Source organism: Coprococcus sp. AF51-11b1 (assembly GCF_027682785.1).
GTDB classification, from domain to species: Bacteria; Bacillota; Clostridia; order Lachnospirales; family Lachnospiraceae; genus Allocoprococcus; species Allocoprococcus comes.
In genome coordinates this window covers 126455-142810 of sequence record NZ_JAQCZB010000005.1, presented here as the reverse complement: position 1 = coordinate 142810, position 16356 = coordinate 126455, and the positions used below count along the sequence as shown (strand labels likewise).

The 16356-nt window shown below is 46.0% G+C and carries 18 protein-coding genes; all 18 read right to left on the bottom strand.

Going from position 1 to position 16356, the window contains the following annotated elements; translation table 11 throughout:
- Positions 1 to 10: 10 nt before the first annotated feature.
- From PGY05_RS06940 to PGY05_RS06855, 18 genes are read right to left on the bottom strand one after another with little or no spacing between them, the layout of a single operon-like run.
- Positions 11 to 640, bottom strand: a complete 630-nt coding sequence (locus tag PGY05_RS06940; RefSeq protein ID WP_022220732.1) for a precorrin-8X methylmutase — start codon at positions 638 to 640, stop codon at positions 11 to 13.
- Positions 637 to 1038 (bottom strand): bifunctional adenosylcobinamide kinase/adenosylcobinamide-phosphate guanylyltransferase, encoded by a 402-nt coding sequence (locus tag PGY05_RS06935; RefSeq protein ID WP_008371768.1) that lies wholly within the window; start codon positions 1036 to 1038, stop codon positions 637 to 639. The genes PGY05_RS06940 and PGY05_RS06935 overlap by 4 nt, the downstream gene beginning before the upstream one ends.
- Positions 1035 to 1586: a bifunctional adenosylcobinamide kinase/adenosylcobinamide-phosphate guanylyltransferase gene (locus PGY05_RS06930; RefSeq protein WP_195367991.1), complete on the bottom strand. Its 552-nt coding sequence runs from the start codon at positions 1584 to 1586 to the stop codon at positions 1035 to 1037. The genes PGY05_RS06935 and PGY05_RS06930 overlap by 4 nt, the downstream gene beginning before the upstream one ends.
- Positions 1574 to 3112 carry a cobyric acid synthase gene (locus tag PGY05_RS06925; protein WP_270475571.1) on the bottom strand — a complete coding sequence of 513 codons (1539 nt, stop codon included), beginning with the start codon at positions 3110 to 3112 and terminating at the stop codon, positions 1574 to 1576. Before PGY05_RS06925 ends, PGY05_RS06930 begins: the two co-directional genes overlap by 13 nt.
- Before the next feature lies 1 nt (position 3113).
- The gene (locus PGY05_RS06920) at positions 3114 to 4169 is read right to left on the bottom strand and encodes a pyridoxal phosphate-dependent aminotransferase (RefSeq protein ID WP_270475570.1); all 1056 of its coding nucleotides are present in this window, start codon (positions 4167 to 4169) and stop codon (positions 3114 to 3116) included.
- A 15-nt stretch (positions 4170 to 4184) separates the two neighbouring features.
- Positions 4185 to 5147, bottom strand: coding sequence for an adenosylcobinamide-phosphate synthase CbiB (gene cbiB / locus PGY05_RS06915; RefSeq protein ID WP_195254811.1), 963 nt, complete (start codon positions 5145 to 5147; stop codon positions 4185 to 4187).
- Positions 5144 to 5749 carry a histidine phosphatase family protein gene (locus PGY05_RS06910; RefSeq protein WP_270475569.1) on the bottom strand — a complete coding sequence of 202 codons (606 nt, stop codon included), beginning with the start codon at positions 5747 to 5749 and terminating at the stop codon, positions 5144 to 5146. The genes cbiB and PGY05_RS06910 overlap by 4 nt, the downstream gene beginning before the upstream one ends.
- A gap of 33 nt (positions 5750 to 5782) precedes the next feature.
- Positions 5783 to 6559 carry an adenosylcobinamide-GDP ribazoletransferase gene (locus PGY05_RS06905; RefSeq protein WP_270475568.1) on the bottom strand — a complete coding sequence of 259 codons (777 nt, stop codon included), beginning with the start codon at positions 6557 to 6559 and terminating at the stop codon, positions 5783 to 5785.
- Positions 6556 to 7629: a nicotinate-nucleotide--dimethylbenzimidazole phosphoribosyltransferase gene (gene cobT, locus PGY05_RS06900; protein ID WP_270475567.1), complete on the bottom strand. Its 1074-nt coding sequence runs from the start codon at positions 7627 to 7629 to the stop codon at positions 6556 to 6558. The genes PGY05_RS06905 and cobT overlap by 4 nt, the downstream gene beginning before the upstream one ends.
- A 46-nt stretch (positions 7630 to 7675) precedes the next feature.
- Positions 7676 to 9058 (bottom strand): cobyrinate a,c-diamide synthase, encoded by a 1383-nt coding sequence (locus tag PGY05_RS06895; protein ID WP_270475566.1) that lies wholly within the window; start codon positions 9056 to 9058, stop codon positions 7676 to 7678.
- Positions 9055 to 10275, bottom strand: a complete 1221-nt coding sequence (cbiE, locus tag PGY05_RS06890) for a precorrin-6y C5,15-methyltransferase (decarboxylating) subunit CbiE (protein WP_270475565.1) — start codon at positions 10273 to 10275, stop codon at positions 9055 to 9057. Before cbiE ends, PGY05_RS06895 begins: the two co-directional genes overlap by 4 nt.
- Positions 10276 to 10277: 2 nt before the next feature.
- Complete coding sequence (cobJ, locus tag PGY05_RS06885) at positions 10278 to 11012, bottom strand: precorrin-3B C(17)-methyltransferase (RefSeq protein ID WP_055157995.1); 735 nt, start codon at positions 11010 to 11012, stop codon at positions 10278 to 10280.
- 1 nt (position 11013) lies between these two features.
- Positions 11014 to 11790: a precorrin-4 C(11)-methyltransferase gene (gene cobM / locus PGY05_RS06880; protein WP_008371787.1), complete on the bottom strand. Its 777-nt coding sequence runs from the start codon at positions 11788 to 11790 to the stop codon at positions 11014 to 11016.
- Positions 11787 to 12524 carry a precorrin-2 C(20)-methyltransferase gene (locus PGY05_RS06875; protein ID WP_270475564.1) on the bottom strand — a complete coding sequence of 246 codons (738 nt, stop codon included), beginning with the start codon at positions 12522 to 12524 and terminating at the stop codon, positions 11787 to 11789. Before PGY05_RS06875 ends, cobM begins: the two co-directional genes overlap by 4 nt.
- A gap of 20 nt (positions 12525 to 12544) precedes the next feature.
- On the bottom strand, positions 12545 to 13681 hold the full coding sequence (gene cbiD, locus PGY05_RS06870; protein ID WP_118217530.1) for a cobalt-precorrin-5B (C(1))-methyltransferase CbiD: 1137 nt from the start codon (positions 13679 to 13681) through the stop codon (positions 12545 to 12547).
- Positions 13682 to 13690: 9 nt separating this feature from the next.
- Entirely contained in the window at positions 13691 to 14218 is a 528-nt protein-coding gene (locus PGY05_RS06865) for a cob(I)yrinic acid a,c-diamide adenosyltransferase (protein WP_270475563.1), read from the bottom strand.
- Positions 14208 to 15314, bottom strand: a complete 1107-nt coding sequence (locus PGY05_RS06860; protein ID WP_195250180.1) for an ABC transporter ATP-binding protein — start codon at positions 15312 to 15314, stop codon at positions 14208 to 14210. Before PGY05_RS06860 ends, PGY05_RS06865 begins: the two co-directional genes overlap by 11 nt.
- 2 nt (positions 15315 to 15316) lie before the next feature.
- Positions 15317 to 16354: a FecCD family ABC transporter permease gene (locus PGY05_RS06855; protein ID WP_008371797.1), complete on the bottom strand. Its 1038-nt coding sequence runs from the start codon at positions 16352 to 16354 to the stop codon at positions 15317 to 15319.
- Positions 16355 to 16356: the final 2 nt, after the last annotated feature.

The following is a 16356-nucleotide window of genomic DNA, read 5'->3' as shown; positions in this document are numbered from 1 at the left end:
TCTTATCTATCTACAACATATACAATAGTGCATTGCAGATACATGCAGCAATATTGCTGCCACCTTTTCTGCCTCTTGCCACGATATATGGTGTGTCTTTCAGTGAAAGGATTAACTCTTTAGACTGGACAACATTTACAAATCCTACAGGAACTCCGATGATGAGTTCTGGGGTTAATTTGCCATCCTGGATCAGTTCATAGAGTCTTACAAGGGCTGTCGGGGCATTTCCGATGGCAAAGATGATTTTTTTATCGAGGGTGGCTGCTTTTTCCATGCTTGCAACGGCACGCGTGGTTCCGTTCTTTTTGGCAGTTTCTGCTACATCTTCATCGGACATGAAGCAAAGAACTTCGCTTCCGTATTCTGCAAGCTTCCGTTTGTTGATACCTGCTTTTCCCATCTGGGTATCGGTTACAATGACTGCACCATTTCGGATAGCATCCAGCGCTTTTTCTACTGCACCTTCTGAAAACATCAGGTTCTTGGCATAATCAAAATCTGCGCTTGTATGGATACAGCGTTTGACGATCGGTTCTGTTCCGGGGATCAGATGCGTATCACCCAGTTCTTCTGTTATGATCTCAAAACTGCGTTTTTCTATTTCTGCAGGTTTTACATTTTCCAGTTCTATCTTCACTTGATATTTCCTCCTTTGATCGTCACACCGATCCCGCATACTACCCGGTCTACCTGATCTGAATTTGCCGCAAGTACGGTACAGATCCTTCCGGTCAGTTCCCTGTATCTGCGATCAAATGCGTCTACCGGAACCAGACCATAGCCGATCTCCTGTGTCACAATTACAATATCCGGACACTTTTTTGTTAGTTTCGATGCGAAATCAATTGCTTCTTTTTCCGACCAGTTTTCTTTTTTTATCATGCTCTGGATATATTTTTCAAAATGAAAGACTCCTTCTGCTTCAAAAATATTATCTCCTTCACATAGTTCTCCATCCGTCCAATGAATGTATGGGTTCTGCTTTTTTGCATACGCAAGCTTCCCCTGATATGCACCGCCGATTATCATTTTCATTTTTTTATATCTTTCCTTTCAACCGGAATTCCGTACACAACTTCTGTCACCAGATCTGCCATCTCTCCCATCCGAAGATTTAGCTTTCCGAGAAGCTTCAGATATTCTTCCATCTCCGGATTATCTGTCATGCTGTCTGAAAATACTTCATTTGTAACAACTACCAGATCATCACTGACCTTCTGCAGCTTATGGATCCCCGCCAGAATGGACTCTTCTGCATTTTCACCTGCTCCTGACGGATCGTACATTTCATTTGCCACAAGATTGGACATACATTCCAGGAGAACACTTCCTGTCTCTTTTGTCTGCAGGATTTCTGCAGCTTTTTTAAGATCCGTATAGCATTCGATCGTTTCAAACCCTTTGCCCGCACGAAGTTTTCTGTGACGTGCAATTTTCTCTTCCGTTTCCTTCCCGAAAGGTATCATAGTTGCTATATAGTAGCGTTTTTTGTTTCTTTTTGAATGGCTGGCATATTCCATAAGCTTCTGCTCTGCATATTCGGATTTACCGCTTCCACTGCCACCTGTGATCAGATGAAACATTCTGCTGCATTTCCCTTCTCGATAATCTCATATATTTTCTTCATATCCATATTCTCACGAACTGCATTTGCAAGAATCTGATACTGCTTCTCTTTGTAAGCATAGTAGTCCATGGAGTGCATGGCTTCCTCACCGTATCCTTTTTCTTCCAGAAGTGCCCCGATCAGTGCATCCGCTACTTCCCGGTCATCAAAAATCCCATGTACATAGCAGCCGTACACATTCTTCTTCTGCGCTCCGTCCCACCGGCTCTCACCTGTCACCTGATCACAGATCTGTACCATCATCTTATGATCTGCAGCATCTTTATCAGAAAAAATAGTTTCCCCCATATGGATCTCATATCCATCCAGCTTTGCACCGGACATTGCTTTTAAGATTCCGGTAACTTCTCCGAACCTTCCGGTAACACGGGTTCTTCTCTTGGTATTTTCAAATACAGTAACTGCAGGAAGCAGTCCCATTGCTTTTATGGTTCCACCACGTTCTACCCCTTCCGGATCACGGATTTCTTCTCCAAGCATCTGGTAACCGCCACAGATACCAAATACCGGTTTTCCTGATGAGGCATGGCGCAGCACTTTCCCTTCCAGTCCGCTCTGACGAAGCCACAACAGGTCTTCCATCGTATTTTTACTTCCCGGCAGAATTACCAGATCCGGATTCCCGAAATCTCCTGCCTTTGACACATACCGAAGCGAAACTTCTTCCCTGCATTCCAGTACCGCAAAATCTGTGAAATTGGAAATACGCGGCAGACGGATCACTGCAATATCCAGAAGTGCCGCCTTTTCTTTCCGCTCAAACCTTTCTGACAGACTATCCTCATCATCAATATCCGCATAAATATATGGCATCACGCCACATACCGGTATCTTTGTCCACTCCTCCAGCATCCTGATACCTGGCTCCAGAATTTTCACATCCCCACGGAACTTATTGATCACCGTACCTTTGATCCTTGCCCGCTCTTTTTCTTCCAACAGCATAACCGTCCCGACGATCTGCGCAAACACACCACCACGGTCAATGTCTCCGGCAAGAAGAACCGGTGCATCCACCAGCTCAGCAAGCCCCATGTTGACAATATCATTCTGTTTAAGGTTTATTTCTGCCGGACTTCCCGCGCCTTCAATGACGATCACATCATACTTTTCTTCCAGTTTATGATAAGCTTCTAAAATAGCCGGAATATATTCTTTCTTTTTACGGAAGTATTCCATCGCCGGCATGACTCCCGCAATTTCTCCGTTTACAATTACCTGACTTCCTACATCGGAGGTCGGTTTTAAAAGAATCGGGTTCATATAAACTTCCGGCCGGATCATAGCAGCTTCTGCCTGCATGACCTGTGCGCGTCCCATTTCCAGACCATCTGCCGTGATAAAAGAATTGAGTGCCATGTTCTGTGACTTAAATGGTGCAACCTTGATTCCATCTTCCTTTAAAACACGACAGAGCCCTCCCGCAAGAAGGCTCTTTCCGACATTTGACATGGTTCCCTGAATCATAATCGACTTTGCCATATTAAAATTCTCCCTGACCTGCATAGAGAATTTCTCCCAGCGCATCGATCAGTTTCTGGTTGTCTCCTCTCTGCCGCATACAAACACGATAATATCCTTCTCCGAGACCTTTGTAATTGCTGCAATCCCGAACCAGGATCTTCTGTTTTTTCAGTTTCTCATATAAATTTATACCGCTTCGCATCAGAATGAAATTGGCATCTGACGGATAATGGGTAATTCCAAGCTTGTCTAATTCATTTTCCATCCAGATTCTTTCACGGTTCGTAAAATCACAGGTCCGTTTCACACGCATCTGCTCTTTTAAAGATGCCATGCCTGCCGCCTGTGCCGGTATCGATACGCTCCATGGCTGTCTGGACTGTTCCATCTTCTCCAGAAATTCCATATCTGAAGTAACGGCATACCCGATACGGATTCCCGGAATCGCGTGCATCTTAGTCAGTGAACGGAGGATAAATAACGTTCTCCATCTCTTAGTATCTGCAAGAATGGATGCCGTAGCTGCATTTTCCGCGAAATCAATAAAACATTCATCCAACACCATCCGGATTCCGTAAGTCTCGCATCTTGCAAGAATCTTCCAAAGCATACTCCGGTCGATCAGCTTTCCGGTCGGATTATCCGGTGAACACAAAAATACCATATCAATATCTTCATTCAGAAGATCCAGAAAATCTTCTTCCAGTTGAAAACCAGTCGCTTCTCTTTTCTTATAATAACAGATCTCGCACCCGGTCGCACGCAGTGCCTGTTCATATTCCGCAAATGCAGGAACCGGTATCAGCGCTTTCCTTGGGCAGTCCGCAAGCACTGCCGTAAAAATCAGATCTGCCGCCCCATTTCCACAGATAATATGCTCAGCCGGAACTTCCAGTCTTTTCGCCAGAGCACTTTTCAGTTTCCTGCAGCTGGCATCCGGATAATTTCCAATCTGGTCTATTGACTTTCTTGCCGCTTCCACTACAGCTCTTCCAGGTCCGAACGGATTCAGATTCACAGAAAAATCTGTCATTCCTTTGTGTGTATAAATATCTCCACCATGTACATATTCCATAACCTTTTATTCCCCTTACATCAGTATCATACAATATTTCAGTAATCCAAAGACAAGAAGTGTCAGAAGTGCTGTTCCGTCCATCAGATTACCGGCTCTTAAAATATCTTCCGGCTCGATAGGACGCACATCATCTCCGATTGTCTCTTTCGGATATAATTTTCCAAAATAATAGGCATCTCCCGCAAGCTGCACCTGAAGTGCACCTGCACATACCGCTTCTGTCTGCGCGGAATTCGGGCTGGCATGCTTTCGCCTGTCTCTTTTCCAGACTGCCCACGCCCTTTTATAATCCATCCGGAAGATCCATGCACTTGCGATCATCAGAAGTGCTGATATCCTGGACGGAATATAATTCCATACATCATCCATTTTAGCCGCAAACCGACCAAAATGTAAATACTTTTCATTCTTATATCCTACCATAGAATCCATTGTATTAACAGCCTTATAAAAAAATCCAAGTGGTGCCCCACCGATCAGCATAAAAATGAGCGGTGCGATCACTCCGTCCGATGTATTTTCGGCTACTGTTTCTACCGCAGCCTTTGTCACTCCGGCCTCAGAAAGATTTCCGGTATCTCTCCCCACGATCATCGATACCGCATGTCTTGCCCCCTCCAGATTGTGGTTTACGAGCTGTACATAAACCTTCCTGCTTTCATCTTTCAGGCATTTTCCGGCAAGAAGCTGATAACACCAGAAAGTTTCCAGTGCAAATTGAAGCCAGAAGCTGACCTTTCCGGCAAGATACAAAAGTCCCCACGGAATTCCGACCGATGCGATCACCACACCAAACCATAAAACACATCCTGCGATTCTTTCTTTTTTTTCATCATTTTTACAAAATACGCGCAGCCACTTTTCCAGTATCGAAATCCAGTTTCCAATGATCCGTACCGGGTGGTAAAGCCATACCGGATCCCCGAAAATCGCATCCAGCACCATTCCTGCTATACATGCCATCAAAGAACTCATATTTCCTCAATCTCCTCAAACTGTCTCTTTCCCTGCTGCCATTTTTCTTCCTCAATTTGAAAATGAAAACCTTTTCCGTTTTTCACCTGCCAGTGATAAAATTCTTTCTTTTCCGGATCAAATGCTTCCATCACCGACATGATCGTCCCCCCGTGAACCACAAAGGCAATCTTCTTTCTTTTTCCCTTTATCATCTTTTCCATCATCTGTTCAAATCCGCAGACACACCGTTTCCGGAACTCCATCGGATCTTCTCCTCCCGGAAATGCCTTTGTACCTCCAGAATCAATCCAGCTCTGATACTTTGGATTCCCAGTCAGCTCCTGATAATTCTTCCCCTCAAAAAGACCAAAATCACATTCCCGCATCTGCTCACAGACAACCTGCTCTGCTCCCGGAAAAAGAATCTCTGCCGTCTGCCTGCACCTCCTGAGCGGACTGACAATCACAAGCTCCGGCTTCCACTCCTCATGTCCATTTTCTTCTTTTTTCAGAGTATGCTCCAGAACGCACTCTGCTTTTATTTCTTCATCTGTCACCCCAATATACCGCTTCTCCAAATTCCCTTCCGTCGCAAAATGCCGAATCAGCCTGATTTCCATCTTCTATACATCTCCTCTTCCTTTCCCTGCTTTTCATTTGATTCCCTGCACAATCAATCCCCCAACTAATAATGCCAGCTCACAAATCTGCAGAAAGTATCCCGCCAGATCCCCGGTAACGCCTCCAAACTGTTTCCTGCTCATCCGGTAATAATATCCAAATACTACTCCTGCAATTATAAGAAGTACCACCATACCAACCGGCGAACAGAAATACAAATATACTGCCGCCAGAATCAGGTATACGACCATTGTGATCCTTACTGCCTTTTTCTGTGCTCCATCCTGGAAAGTCTTTACAAGACCGCTTCCTCTTGCTGCCGGAAATGTCACTACAGCAATCCCACTGAGTGCTCTTGAAATTACATATCCTGCTGCTACTACCGGAATCATCTCCGTCCGGATTTCACTCCATACGCCAAGGCTTACGGTAAAATAACAGCAGATTCCGATGACCGCAAAAGCACCGTTATGCGAATCTTTCAGGATTTCCAGTTTCTTTTCTTTATCTCCCCAGGATCCAAGTGCATCCATCGTATCCATAAATCCATCCAGATGGATCCCTCCACTTACAAAAACCGGTATCAATGTCATAACCGCAGCAAACATCAGTCTTCCACTGTTTACTTTCGGAAAAATATTTCCATCAAGAAACATTCCTGCCAGATAAATGAATACTCCGGTCACAACACCGATCAGCGGAAAGAAACACATCGTATATTTCATATTTTCCTTGTTCCACTCAATGCGCGGCATCGGTATTTTTGAATACATAGAAAACGCAACGATCATCGGTTCTAAAAATTTCATCTTTCGTCCTTCCCATCCAGTACTTCATACTGCTCTACGTGAATATCATCAAAAGTTCCCATTTTACGGTACACCTGAAGTCCCATCTCAAGAAGCGGCATCACTGCCACTGCTCCTGTTCCTTCCCCCAGACACATGCCACATGTAAGAAATGGTTTTTTTTCTAAAGCATCTAAAATCTTTCTTGACGCAGGTTCATCAGACAAATGGGATGGTAAAATATATCCTGCACATTCCGGAACCAGCCGTACTGCCACAAGTGCAGCCACTGCAGAAATAAAGCCATCTATCAGCACCGGAATCCGGTAGATCGCCCCACCAAGATATACACCTGCAAGTCCTGCTATGTCAAGTCCTCCAACCTTGGAAAGTACATCGATCGCATCTGTCTTATCCGGCTGCATCCGCTCAACCGCTTCCCGGATGACCTGTACCTTCTTTCGCAGACCTTTTTTCGTCAGACCTGCCCCCTTTCCTGTCATGACCTTCGGATCCTCTCCGAGCAATACAGAGGCAACCGCACTGCTGGTCGTTGTATTTCCAATCCCCATTTCACCTGTCGCAAGAATTTCGTATCCCGCTTCGGCACACTTCTTTACCATCTGAATTCCAACTTCTATCGCCTCAACTGCCTCTTCTCTTGTCATCGCCGCTTCTTTTGCAAAATTGTGTGTGCCATACATCACTTTGTATTCTTTCTTTGTCACAGACGGCACATCTGTTGCCATTCCTACATCCACCGGGAAAAGATCTACCTTTGCCTCTTCTGCCATGATGCAGACGCTTGTCTCTCCTCTTGTAAAATTATCCGCCACGATTGCCGTTACTTCCTGGCCGGTCTGTGTCACGCCTTCTTCTACCACACCGTTGTCCGCGCACATAATGATCAGCCCGCGCTTTCGCAGTTCAAAATCTGAAGTCCCCTTAATCCCGGCAATCTGGATCACCGCGTCCTCCAGACTTCCCAGACTGAACAGTGGCTTTCCGACCGTCATCCAATGAGCCCGCGCCTCTTCCATTGCATTTTCATCAAGTGGTTTTATTTTCTCTTTCCATCTGATCTCTTCCATCTGTAAGTCTAATCTCCTGTCTCTTTGATCTGTCTTTGTCAGCTTTTTACTTGTTTCTGTAAGTTCTACACGCTTCTACAAAGCGTTCGACCACTTTTGGGTTGGAATAAAAGTATAAATGCGGAAATCCCGCAAACAGATTTCCCTTCATATGAACAGCCTGCCATTTTCTCACACCATCCGGCTTTACGGCAAGTGTATCCTCTCCGTTTTCCGTAGAATCCCAATAATGGAACTCATGCGCCCGGATCTTCTCTCCCTTTTTCATATACACTCCGTTCATTTCCGCAGTCAGCTCAATGTATCCGAATCTGGTAAGTCGCCCTTTTTTGATCCCTTTTCCCGGAAGTGCCCCCACCATCGGATAATGCTTTCCATCTTCCCCTTCCAGCTCTTCTGTCAAATATAGAAATCCTCCACATTCCGCAATACATGGAATTCCATTTTCAATCTGCTTTCTTACATCTTTTCGCATAGCTCTGTTTTCTGCCAGATGTTTCGCACAAAGTTCCGGATATCCACCACCAAATAAAAGTCCGTCTAAATGTTCCGGAAGCCTTGTATCCTCCAAAGGACTAAACGGAATGATCTCACATCCAAGCTCTTTTAAAAGCTCCATATTATCCTTGTAATAGAAACAAAAGGCCAAGTCACGCGCTACGCCGATACGCACTTTTCGTCCGGCTGCTTCCTGTTTTGCCTTCACCGGATGATACTCCATTTCTTTTGCTTCCCAGGCAATTTTCAGCACCAATTCCATATCAAGTGTCTCTGTCAGAATCTCTGCTGCCCGGTCAATCTGTTTTCCCAGGTTCCCTATTTCCTCCGGAAGCATCAGTCCCAGATGCCGACTCTCCAGATGAAAAGCATCCTCCTCCGGCACATAACCAACCACCTGAACCTGGAATCCCATTGTCTGCAATCCCTCTTCGATCATCTTCTTCATCTTCGGATACAGCATCGGGGAAATCCGGTTCAGAATGATTCCCCGGATATTACTGTCATTCCGGTATTCAATCATTCCCTTCAATACTGCCAGGATTGTCGATGCCATACCTCTTGCCGGAACAACCAGGATTACCGGAAGTCCCAGGGTTCTCGCAACGTCATAAGTACTTGCCTGATCCGAATCCAGACTGATCCCGTCATAGTACCCCATCACACCTTCTGTCACCACAAGCTCCGCGCCTTCCGCATGATGCATAAACCGCTCTTTCAAGCGCTCCCGGTCACAAAAATACAGATCCAGGTTCTCGGAATCAATTCCCAGCACCTCCCGGTGAAACATAGGATCAATATAATCCGGTCCGCATTTGCAGGCGCGTACCTTCTTTCCGGCATTTTTAAATGCTTTCATCATTGCCATTGTCACCGCTGTCTTTCCACTCCCACTGGCAGATGCCGCGATTACAATTCCGGGAATTTTCATTCTGTATCTCCTCCGTCTGAAATAATATAAATCGGATTTAACCCGGTCATCATGTGATATCTTCCAAGTTTCTTTGACTTTGCCACATTCAGTTGTATGATTTCCGGATCTACAAGCAGTCCTTCCTCCATCGCCTCCATCGCTTCCTTCACGGTTTCCAGCGAAATTGCATTGATCACGATACGGACGTCTGGATTTTTTTTCTTTATGCACTGAATAATTTCTTTTAACTGTCCTGTACTGCCTCCGATAAAAGCATGGGTCGGCATTTCCAGTGCTTCCAGTGCTTCCGGTGCAACTCCTTCTATAACCTGAATCTGGTCTGCCCGGAATTTCTGCATATTCTTCCTGATCAGTTCTGCACCCTCCGGATTCTTCTCTATTGCATAAACGCGGAGATTCTCTCCTTGAAGAGCAGCCTCTATAGACACTGAACCGGTTCCGGCCCCCACATCATATATTACTGCATTCTTTGTAAGCTTCAATTTTGCAATGCTGACTGTCCGCACTTCCTCCTTCGTCATCGGAACACTTCCACGGATCAGCTCCTCATCTGCAAGATGAATTCCTGTTCTCTTTTCCGGCTTTGGATTCTCGATCAGAATAGTGGTAAGATCACCAAAATCTTCTGCCTGAAGCTCGTTTCCTTTTTTGATCACAATCTCTTCATCCGGATAAGACAAATGATTTCCAACCGAAACGGTTACTTGTTCCAGATGGTAATATTTCAGTTTTTCGCAGATCTCTTTTCCCGCACTTTTCCCAAGGATCAGAAATGTCTTTTCATGGTTTGCAACTACATGGATAAAATTCTGACTTCTTCCATGCATGCTGAGAATCTTCGCATCCTCCCAGCTTTTTCCAAGCTTTGCCGCAAGATAGATTACAGATGAAATCCCCGGAAAAATCTGTACTTCATATCCGTATTTTTTCAGAATATCCGCCAGCTTTTTTGCCCCGCTGTAAAATCCGGTATCCCCGGAAAACAGCACCGTACATCTGGTCTTTTCCTCCTGCTCATCCAGGATTGCTCTGATTTTTTCCGGCAGATACTCTGCATAGCAGCATTTCTTTTTTTCCCGGAATCCTTCCAGCATCCGCGTAGCTCCGATCAGCACATCACTTTCCTCAATGATCTTTCTGACCTCTTCCGTAAGCGTTCCTTTGCTTCCCATCCCGATCCCGGCAAGATTTACCTGGCATTTTCGGTTTTCCACAGTTATTCCTCCAATCGATAGCCTCTCGGTGTCACCATTTTCCCATCCACATTTCTCGTCTGGCTGTTGCCGATATAAACGGTTGTAAACATATCGACCTCCGTATCCTTCAGCTCAGAAAGTGTCAGAATATGTGCATCTTCGCCTTCACGTCCGATGTTCCGCACATAACCGCAGACTGTATCCGGGCTCTGGTACTCCAGGATATACTCGCATGCCTTTTTCAGGTAATCTGCCCGTTTCCGGCTGGACGGATTATACAGACAGATCACAAAATCCGCCATCGCAGCTCCGCGGATCCTCTTTTCAATCTTCTCCCACGGTGTCAGAAGATCACTCAGACTGATCACTGCAAAATCATGCATCAGAGGTGCACCAAGAACTGCCGCACCGCCATTTGCCGCCGTGATCCCCGGCACGACCTCCAGCTCCACCTCCGGGTAGCCCTGTCCCATCTCATAGAGCAGACCTGCCATTCCGTAAATTCCGGCATCCCCACTGCATACCATAGCTACCGTACTTCCTTTCATCGCCTCATCCATTGCCATCTCACAGCGGATCACTTCCTGCCGCATTGGTGTGGAAAGGTACTTTTTATCCGGAAACCTTTCCCGTATCAGTCCCGTATATACGGTATACCCGATAATAACCTCACTTTTTTCCAGTGCCGTGGACGCCTGGTATGTCATTTCTTTCTCAGCACCCGGTCCAAGACCGATTACATAGACTTTTCCAATTTTACACATTTCCTGCACCTTCTTTTCCTTTGCCCTGCCTGAACTCTGTTGTAAACTCCGGATGATATAAAAGTGACCGTTCATACTCTCCGCCAAGCACCTCACCAACCACGATCAGTGCTGTCTTTGTAATTCCATTCTCCTTTGCTGTCACCGCAAGATCTTTCACCTTACATCTGCACACCTTTTCATCCTCCCAGGTTGCCTTGTAGACGATCGCTGCCGGAGTCTCCGGCTGATAACCGCCTTCGATCAGACGCTTCGACAGTTCTTCTAGCATCCCGGTACTTAAAAAGATTACCATCGTTGCCTGGTGCGCAGCGAAACTTTCAATGGATTCTTTTTCCGGAACCGGTGTTCTTCCTGCCATCCGTGTGATCACCACAGACTGTGAAATCCCAGGAAGAGTATATTCTGCATTCAGTGCAGATGCCGCTCCGCAAAAGGAGCTGACTCCCGGGCACACTTTATAAGAAATATTCTCCTTTTCCAGCAGATCCATCTGCTCTTTGATCGCACCATACAGACACGGATCACCCGTATGCAGCCGGACAACTTTTTTCTCCTGCTTCTCTCCGGAAATCATCACTTCCATCACTTCTTCCAGCGTCATCTTCGCACTGTTGTAGATCTGACAGTCTTTCTGACAATTCTTAAGAAGCTCCGGATTTACCAGTGAACCGGCATACACCACTATATCTGCTTCCTTCAAAAGCTTCTGCCCCCGTACTGTGATCAGATCCACAGCACCACTTCCTGCTCCAACAAAATGAATCATTTTTCTTTCTCCTTTGCTATTACAATCGAAAAATATCCCGCATCTTCCGGTATTTCTTCTGTGCATTTGTAAATTTTTTCTCCATCCATTCCGCAGTTCATGACCATTTTCGCCTGCTGTCCTTCCTCTTTCAGAACAGCTTTGACCTGCGCCATCTTTTTCCCGGTCTTCATAAGAACCTTCGTCCCCGGAAGCTTCAACTTTTCTTCAATTCCATAGGACCCCGGAAGAACATGCAGCTCCTGCCGGTTCTCCACAAGCGAGATCTCCAGCCTTGCTGCCGCAGCACAAAAAGACGGAATCCCGGAAAAGATTTCCCCCTGATATCCCATCTTTTTCAGTCTTTTATAAATATAAATTCCTGTCGAATACACGGTCGGATCTCCAATCGTCAGAAAAACCAGATTCTTTCCTTTCTCCAGAAACTCTGACGCCTTTCTTGCACCCACATCGTGTATCTCTTTCAGTAGCTTTTTTTCCTTGATCATTGGCATGGGAAGATACAGCCGCAGCTTCTTTTTCGTCTCCGGCTCTGCCTCACACGCAATCCGATATGCCAGACATTCTTTTGCAAATGTCTCTTCTTCCCCCTCTTCCAGTTCCGGTTTCTTTAACTCCGGACTGCCAATTGGAAGTACCAATACCTGACACGCCTTAATCGCACGAATTGTCTTTATCGTCATCAGTTCCGGATCTCCCGGACCTACACCCGCAAGGTCAAATCTTCCTGCCATTTTTTGTCATACCTTTCTACCTATCCGATCTTTTCCCTCAGTTTGTCCACAAGAGATGTCTTCCCAAGAACCCCGAGCTCATCCGAAAACATCAGTGCCCCGACCTTCATCTTCTCGCCGGCACGCTTCGCCAAATGATACTCGATTTTCTCCATCACGGTCCGCATCGTCTCTTCCAAAAGTCCTCTTTCTTCCAGAATGTCCAATGCTTCCTTCGTCGTAAAACACTTCATCAGAGCACAGACTGTCTCACGGTCTGCCCCTGCCATTGCCGCATGGACGGCAAGCACTTCCATTCTTGCATCTGCCTGTCTGGAATGGGTATTCATTACACCTGCCGCGATCTTGACCAGCTTTCCGATATGTCCTACAAGCAGCAGTCCGTCCATCTTCAGCCGCACGCCGTCATCAATCGCATCCCCGATATAATTGCTGCATTTCACCGCAAGCTCCTGGTCATACCCAAGTGTCTGCCTTAAAAAATCATTTCCATAATTTCCCGGTGTCAGATAACAATACCGGTGACCTTCATCACGAAGCATCTTCATTTCCAGGAAAATAGTCTGCGTCAGTGCCTGTTCACTCATCGGTTCTACGATTCCTGAGGTTCCGAGTACTGAAATCCCACCTTCGATCCCAAGTCTTGGATTAAACGTTTTCTTTGCGATCTCCACGCCCTGCGGAACATAGATCAGAACATCCGCGCCACCATCCCAGTCATATTTCTCAATCTGGCTTTGCACCGCTTCCCGGATCATCTGCCGCGGAACCTTATTGATCGCCGCTTCCCCGGCTTCCTGCTCCAGCACCTTCCGGGTGAACCGCCCTACTCCGATCCCACCATCTAAGGTCATTCCTTTTTCCCTTTTTTTCGTGACCTTGGCGTAAACGAAGATCCCGTTCGTCACATCCGGGTCATCTCCGCTGTCCTTCTGAATGGCACAGCTGACAGATTCATTTTCTCTTTGGATCTTTTCTACTTCCAGATACAGTTCGATCCCTTTCGGCGTCATAAGAGATACCTGGCGGATTTCCTCCCCGGAAAAGAGCATTGCCGCTGCCGCCTTTGCTGCTGCCGCAGCACAGCTTCCTGTTGTATATCCACACCGCAGTTCTTTTTGATTTTTCCACACGACCTGCATCTTGTCCATTTCCATTTCGTCTCCTTAATATTCGATGCCTTTCCTTGCCCGGATTCCTTTTTCAAAAGGATGCCGTACCATCTTTACTTCCGAAATATAATCTGCCAGCTCCAGAAGCTCATCTGACGGATCCCGTCCGGTCAGAACCACTTCCAGATTGTCCGGTCTGTCTTTTAAGAACTGCACCGCCTCTTCATTCGGGATCAGTCCATACCGGTATGCCGCCATAAATTCATCGATCACAAGCATATCATAATCCCCTGTGCTGATTTTTTCCCGGATCGTATTCCACAGCCTGCCATACATCTCTCGGACTTCTTCCTGTTCCTTTTCGGAAAGTGTCTTAAAAAATCCATAGCTTTTTTCCAGATGAAGTACCTCGATTTCCGGGATCCGATCCAGAATCTTCAATTCTCCCGAAAATTCATTTTTTAAAAAACGGGCAAACAGAACCCGCATACCACTTCCAGCTGCGCGAACTGCAAGCCCCGTTGCCGCCGTCGTCTTTCCTTTTCCATCTCCACAGTAAATGTGCAAAAGTCTATTTTTCATATGATTCCAGCTTTCCCATTTCTTCTGCAAATACAAGCAGTTCTTTCATCTTCCGGTTGGTTGTCCCAATCACAATTCCTGCATTTATCACCTTTTTACACTGCCTGATCATCTGCTTTGCCCGTTCAAATGCACGGTCGCTTACCGGCTCAAATGGCTCTTCTTCGATTACGCTGACCGCCAGATGTTCTGCCAGATGATAGTCGATATCATTAGTATACAGGATTCCTGCCGAAAATGGAATCTTTGCTTTCTGAAGGTTCCGGTAAACAGGGATTCCACTGCCTCCGGAAGAGATCACAAATACTTCTGCCTCTCCCTCCGCCTTTGCAAGCTCCACACTTCCGAACACAGGATCAAAATGCCCGTTGTCGATCTCATAAAGTTTCTGGATAAAATCTTCTTTAAAAATCGCCTCCGGCTCTCCATAACCGAAAATTGTATCTCCTTTAACGCACAGGATCTTATCCGAGATCTTCTGCGCCAGATCGATCTCATGAAGTGACATAATGACCGTGATCTGCTTTTCTTTCGCCATATTTTTCAAAATAGTAAGCAGCTCCAGCTTATAACGGATATCCAGAAAAGAAGTGGGTTCATCCAGGATCAGTACCTCCGGTTCCTGGCAGATCGCTCTTGCCAGAAGGATCCGCTGTCTCTGCCCGTCACTGATCGCCTCAAAACTTTTTTCTGCGTATTCTGTTGCATGGACAATTTCCAGTGCTTCCTGTGTCTTTTTCTCATCTTCTCGCGTTAATATCCCAAGCCGTCCTGTATAAGGATACCGCCCTGCTGCTACGACCTCATAGCAGGTCATCAGCTCCGGCTTTGCCCGCTGTGTCAGCACCACTGCCATCTTCGTTGCAAGCTCTTTGTAAGATAAGTCTTTCAGATTCTTTTCACCGATCGTCACCTTACCTCCAATGAGCGTAAGCTGCTTGGTAATACTTTTTAAAATCGTAGATTTCCCGGAACCGTTTGGTCCGATCAGTGTCAATATCTCACCTTTTTTAATCTCTGTACAGATATCATGGATCAGTACATTTCCATGATATCCGACAGAAAGATCTTTCATCTGAAAATAGCTCTCACTCATATTTATTTCCCTTTTCTTCCTTTTATCATCATGAAAATTACGATCGGTGCACCAAAGATCGAAGTCACAGTACTGATATTCAGCTCCAGTGGTGCAAATGCCATACGCGCGATCAGATCACATCCCATACAGAACACCGCCCCGCCAAGGAATGTTGCCGGTATCACAACCAGCGGTTTTGCCGTCCCGAGAAGATGCTTGATCAAGTACGGAACTGCGATTCCAACGAATGAAATCGGCCCTGCAAATGCGGTCACACATGCGGAAAATACACTGGAAAGCAGAATCAGAAGCACCCTGAACACACGGATATTGACCCCCATACTCTGCGCATACATTTCTCCCAGCTGATACGCTCCGATCGGCTTTGACAGGAAAAAGGTAAGGATCAGTGTGATTCCTACCATAAGCGCTGCTACCTTTACATTGCTCCAGCTCATACCGGAAAAGCTTCCCTGTGACCAGCCATGCAGATTCACGATATCTGAATCCTCCGCAAAAGTCACTACAAAATCAGTTACTGCCGAGCAGATATAACCGATCATGATTCCGCCAACCAGAAGAGTTGCCATATTCCGGATTTTTCTTGCAAGAAGCAGGATAAATCCAATTGAAAGCATAGATCCGATAAATGCTGCAATGATCAGTATATAAGATGATACCAAAGTGTAATATTTTAAAAAGATGATCATCGCCAGAGCGACCATCATCTTTGCACCCGAAGAAATCCCCAGTACATACGGTCCTGCGATCGGGTTGGAAAAAAATGTCTGCAATAAAAATCCGGAAAGGGCAAGTGCCCCTCCCAGAATCCCTGCCATCAGGACACGCGGAAGGCGGATTTTCCAGATAATATTCATCTGCACCTGTGTTCCTTTTTTCAGAAACAGGATCCGTAAAATCTCAGGAACCGAGATCTGTACATTTCCGGTATTGATGTTCAGCACTACGATCATGCAAAAAACTGCTGCCAGCACCGCAAAGACTCCCATATATCTTGTATTCCTTTTCCAGTTATTTTTCATTCCTGCCTGTCCCATTT

What these genes read in the sequence shown, in the direction of transcription:
- PGY05_RS06935 (WP_008371768.1), bottom strand. Translation starts at nt 1,038, where the DNA reads ATGAAAATGATAATCGGCGGTGCATATCAGGGGAAGCTTGCGTATGCA.
- PGY05_RS06930 (WP_195367991.1), bottom strand. Translation starts at nt 1,586, where the DNA reads ATGTTTCATCTGATCACAGGTGGCAGTGGAAGCGGTAAATCCGAATAT.
- PGY05_RS06925 (WP_270475571.1), bottom strand. Translation starts at nt 3,112, where the DNA reads ATGGCAAAGTCGATTATGATTCAGGGAACCATGTCAAATGTCGGAAAG.
- PGY05_RS06920 (WP_270475570.1), bottom strand. Translation starts at nt 4,169, where the DNA reads ATGGAATATGTACATGGTGGAGATATTTATACACACAAAGGAATGACA.
- cbiB (WP_195254811.1), bottom strand. Translation starts at nt 5,147, where the DNA reads ATGAGTTCTTTGATGGCATGTATAGCAGGAATGGTGCTGGATGCGATT.
- PGY05_RS06910 (WP_270475569.1), bottom strand. Translation starts at nt 5,749, where the DNA reads ATGGAAATCAGGCTGATTCGGCATTTTGCGACGGAAGGGAATTTGGAG.
- PGY05_RS06905 (WP_270475568.1), bottom strand. Translation starts at nt 6,559, where the DNA reads ATGAAATTTTTAGAACCGATGATCGTTGCGTTTTCTATGTATTCAAAA.
- cobT (WP_270475567.1), bottom strand. Translation starts at nt 7,629, where the DNA reads ATGGAAGAGATCAGATGGAAAGAGAAAATAAAACCACTTGATGAAAAT.
- PGY05_RS06895 (WP_270475566.1), bottom strand. Translation starts at nt 9,058, where the DNA reads ATGAAAATTCCCGGAATTGTAATCGCGGCATCTGCCAGTGGGAGTGGA.
- cobM (WP_008371787.1), bottom strand. Translation starts at nt 11,790, where the DNA reads ATGATTCATTTTGTTGGAGCAGGAAGTGGTGCTGTGGATCTGATCACA.
- PGY05_RS06875 (WP_270475564.1), bottom strand. Translation starts at nt 12,524, where the DNA reads ATGGCAGGAAGATTTGACCTTGCGGGTGTAGGTCCGGGAGATCCGGAA.
- cbiD (WP_118217530.1), bottom strand. Translation starts at nt 13,681, where the DNA reads ATGGAAATGGACAAGATGCAGGTCGTGTGGAAAAATCAAAAAGAACTG.
- PGY05_RS06865 (WP_270475563.1), bottom strand. Translation starts at nt 14,218, where the DNA reads ATGAAAAATAGACTTTTGCACATTTACTGTGGAGATGGAAAAGGAAAG.
- PGY05_RS06860 (WP_195250180.1), bottom strand. Translation starts at nt 15,314, where the DNA reads ATGAGTGAGAGCTATTTTCAGATGAAAGATCTTTCTGTCGGATATCAT.
- PGY05_RS06855 (WP_008371797.1), bottom strand. Translation starts at nt 16,354, where the DNA reads ATGGGACAGGCAGGAATGAAAAATAACTGGAAAAGGAATACAAGATAT.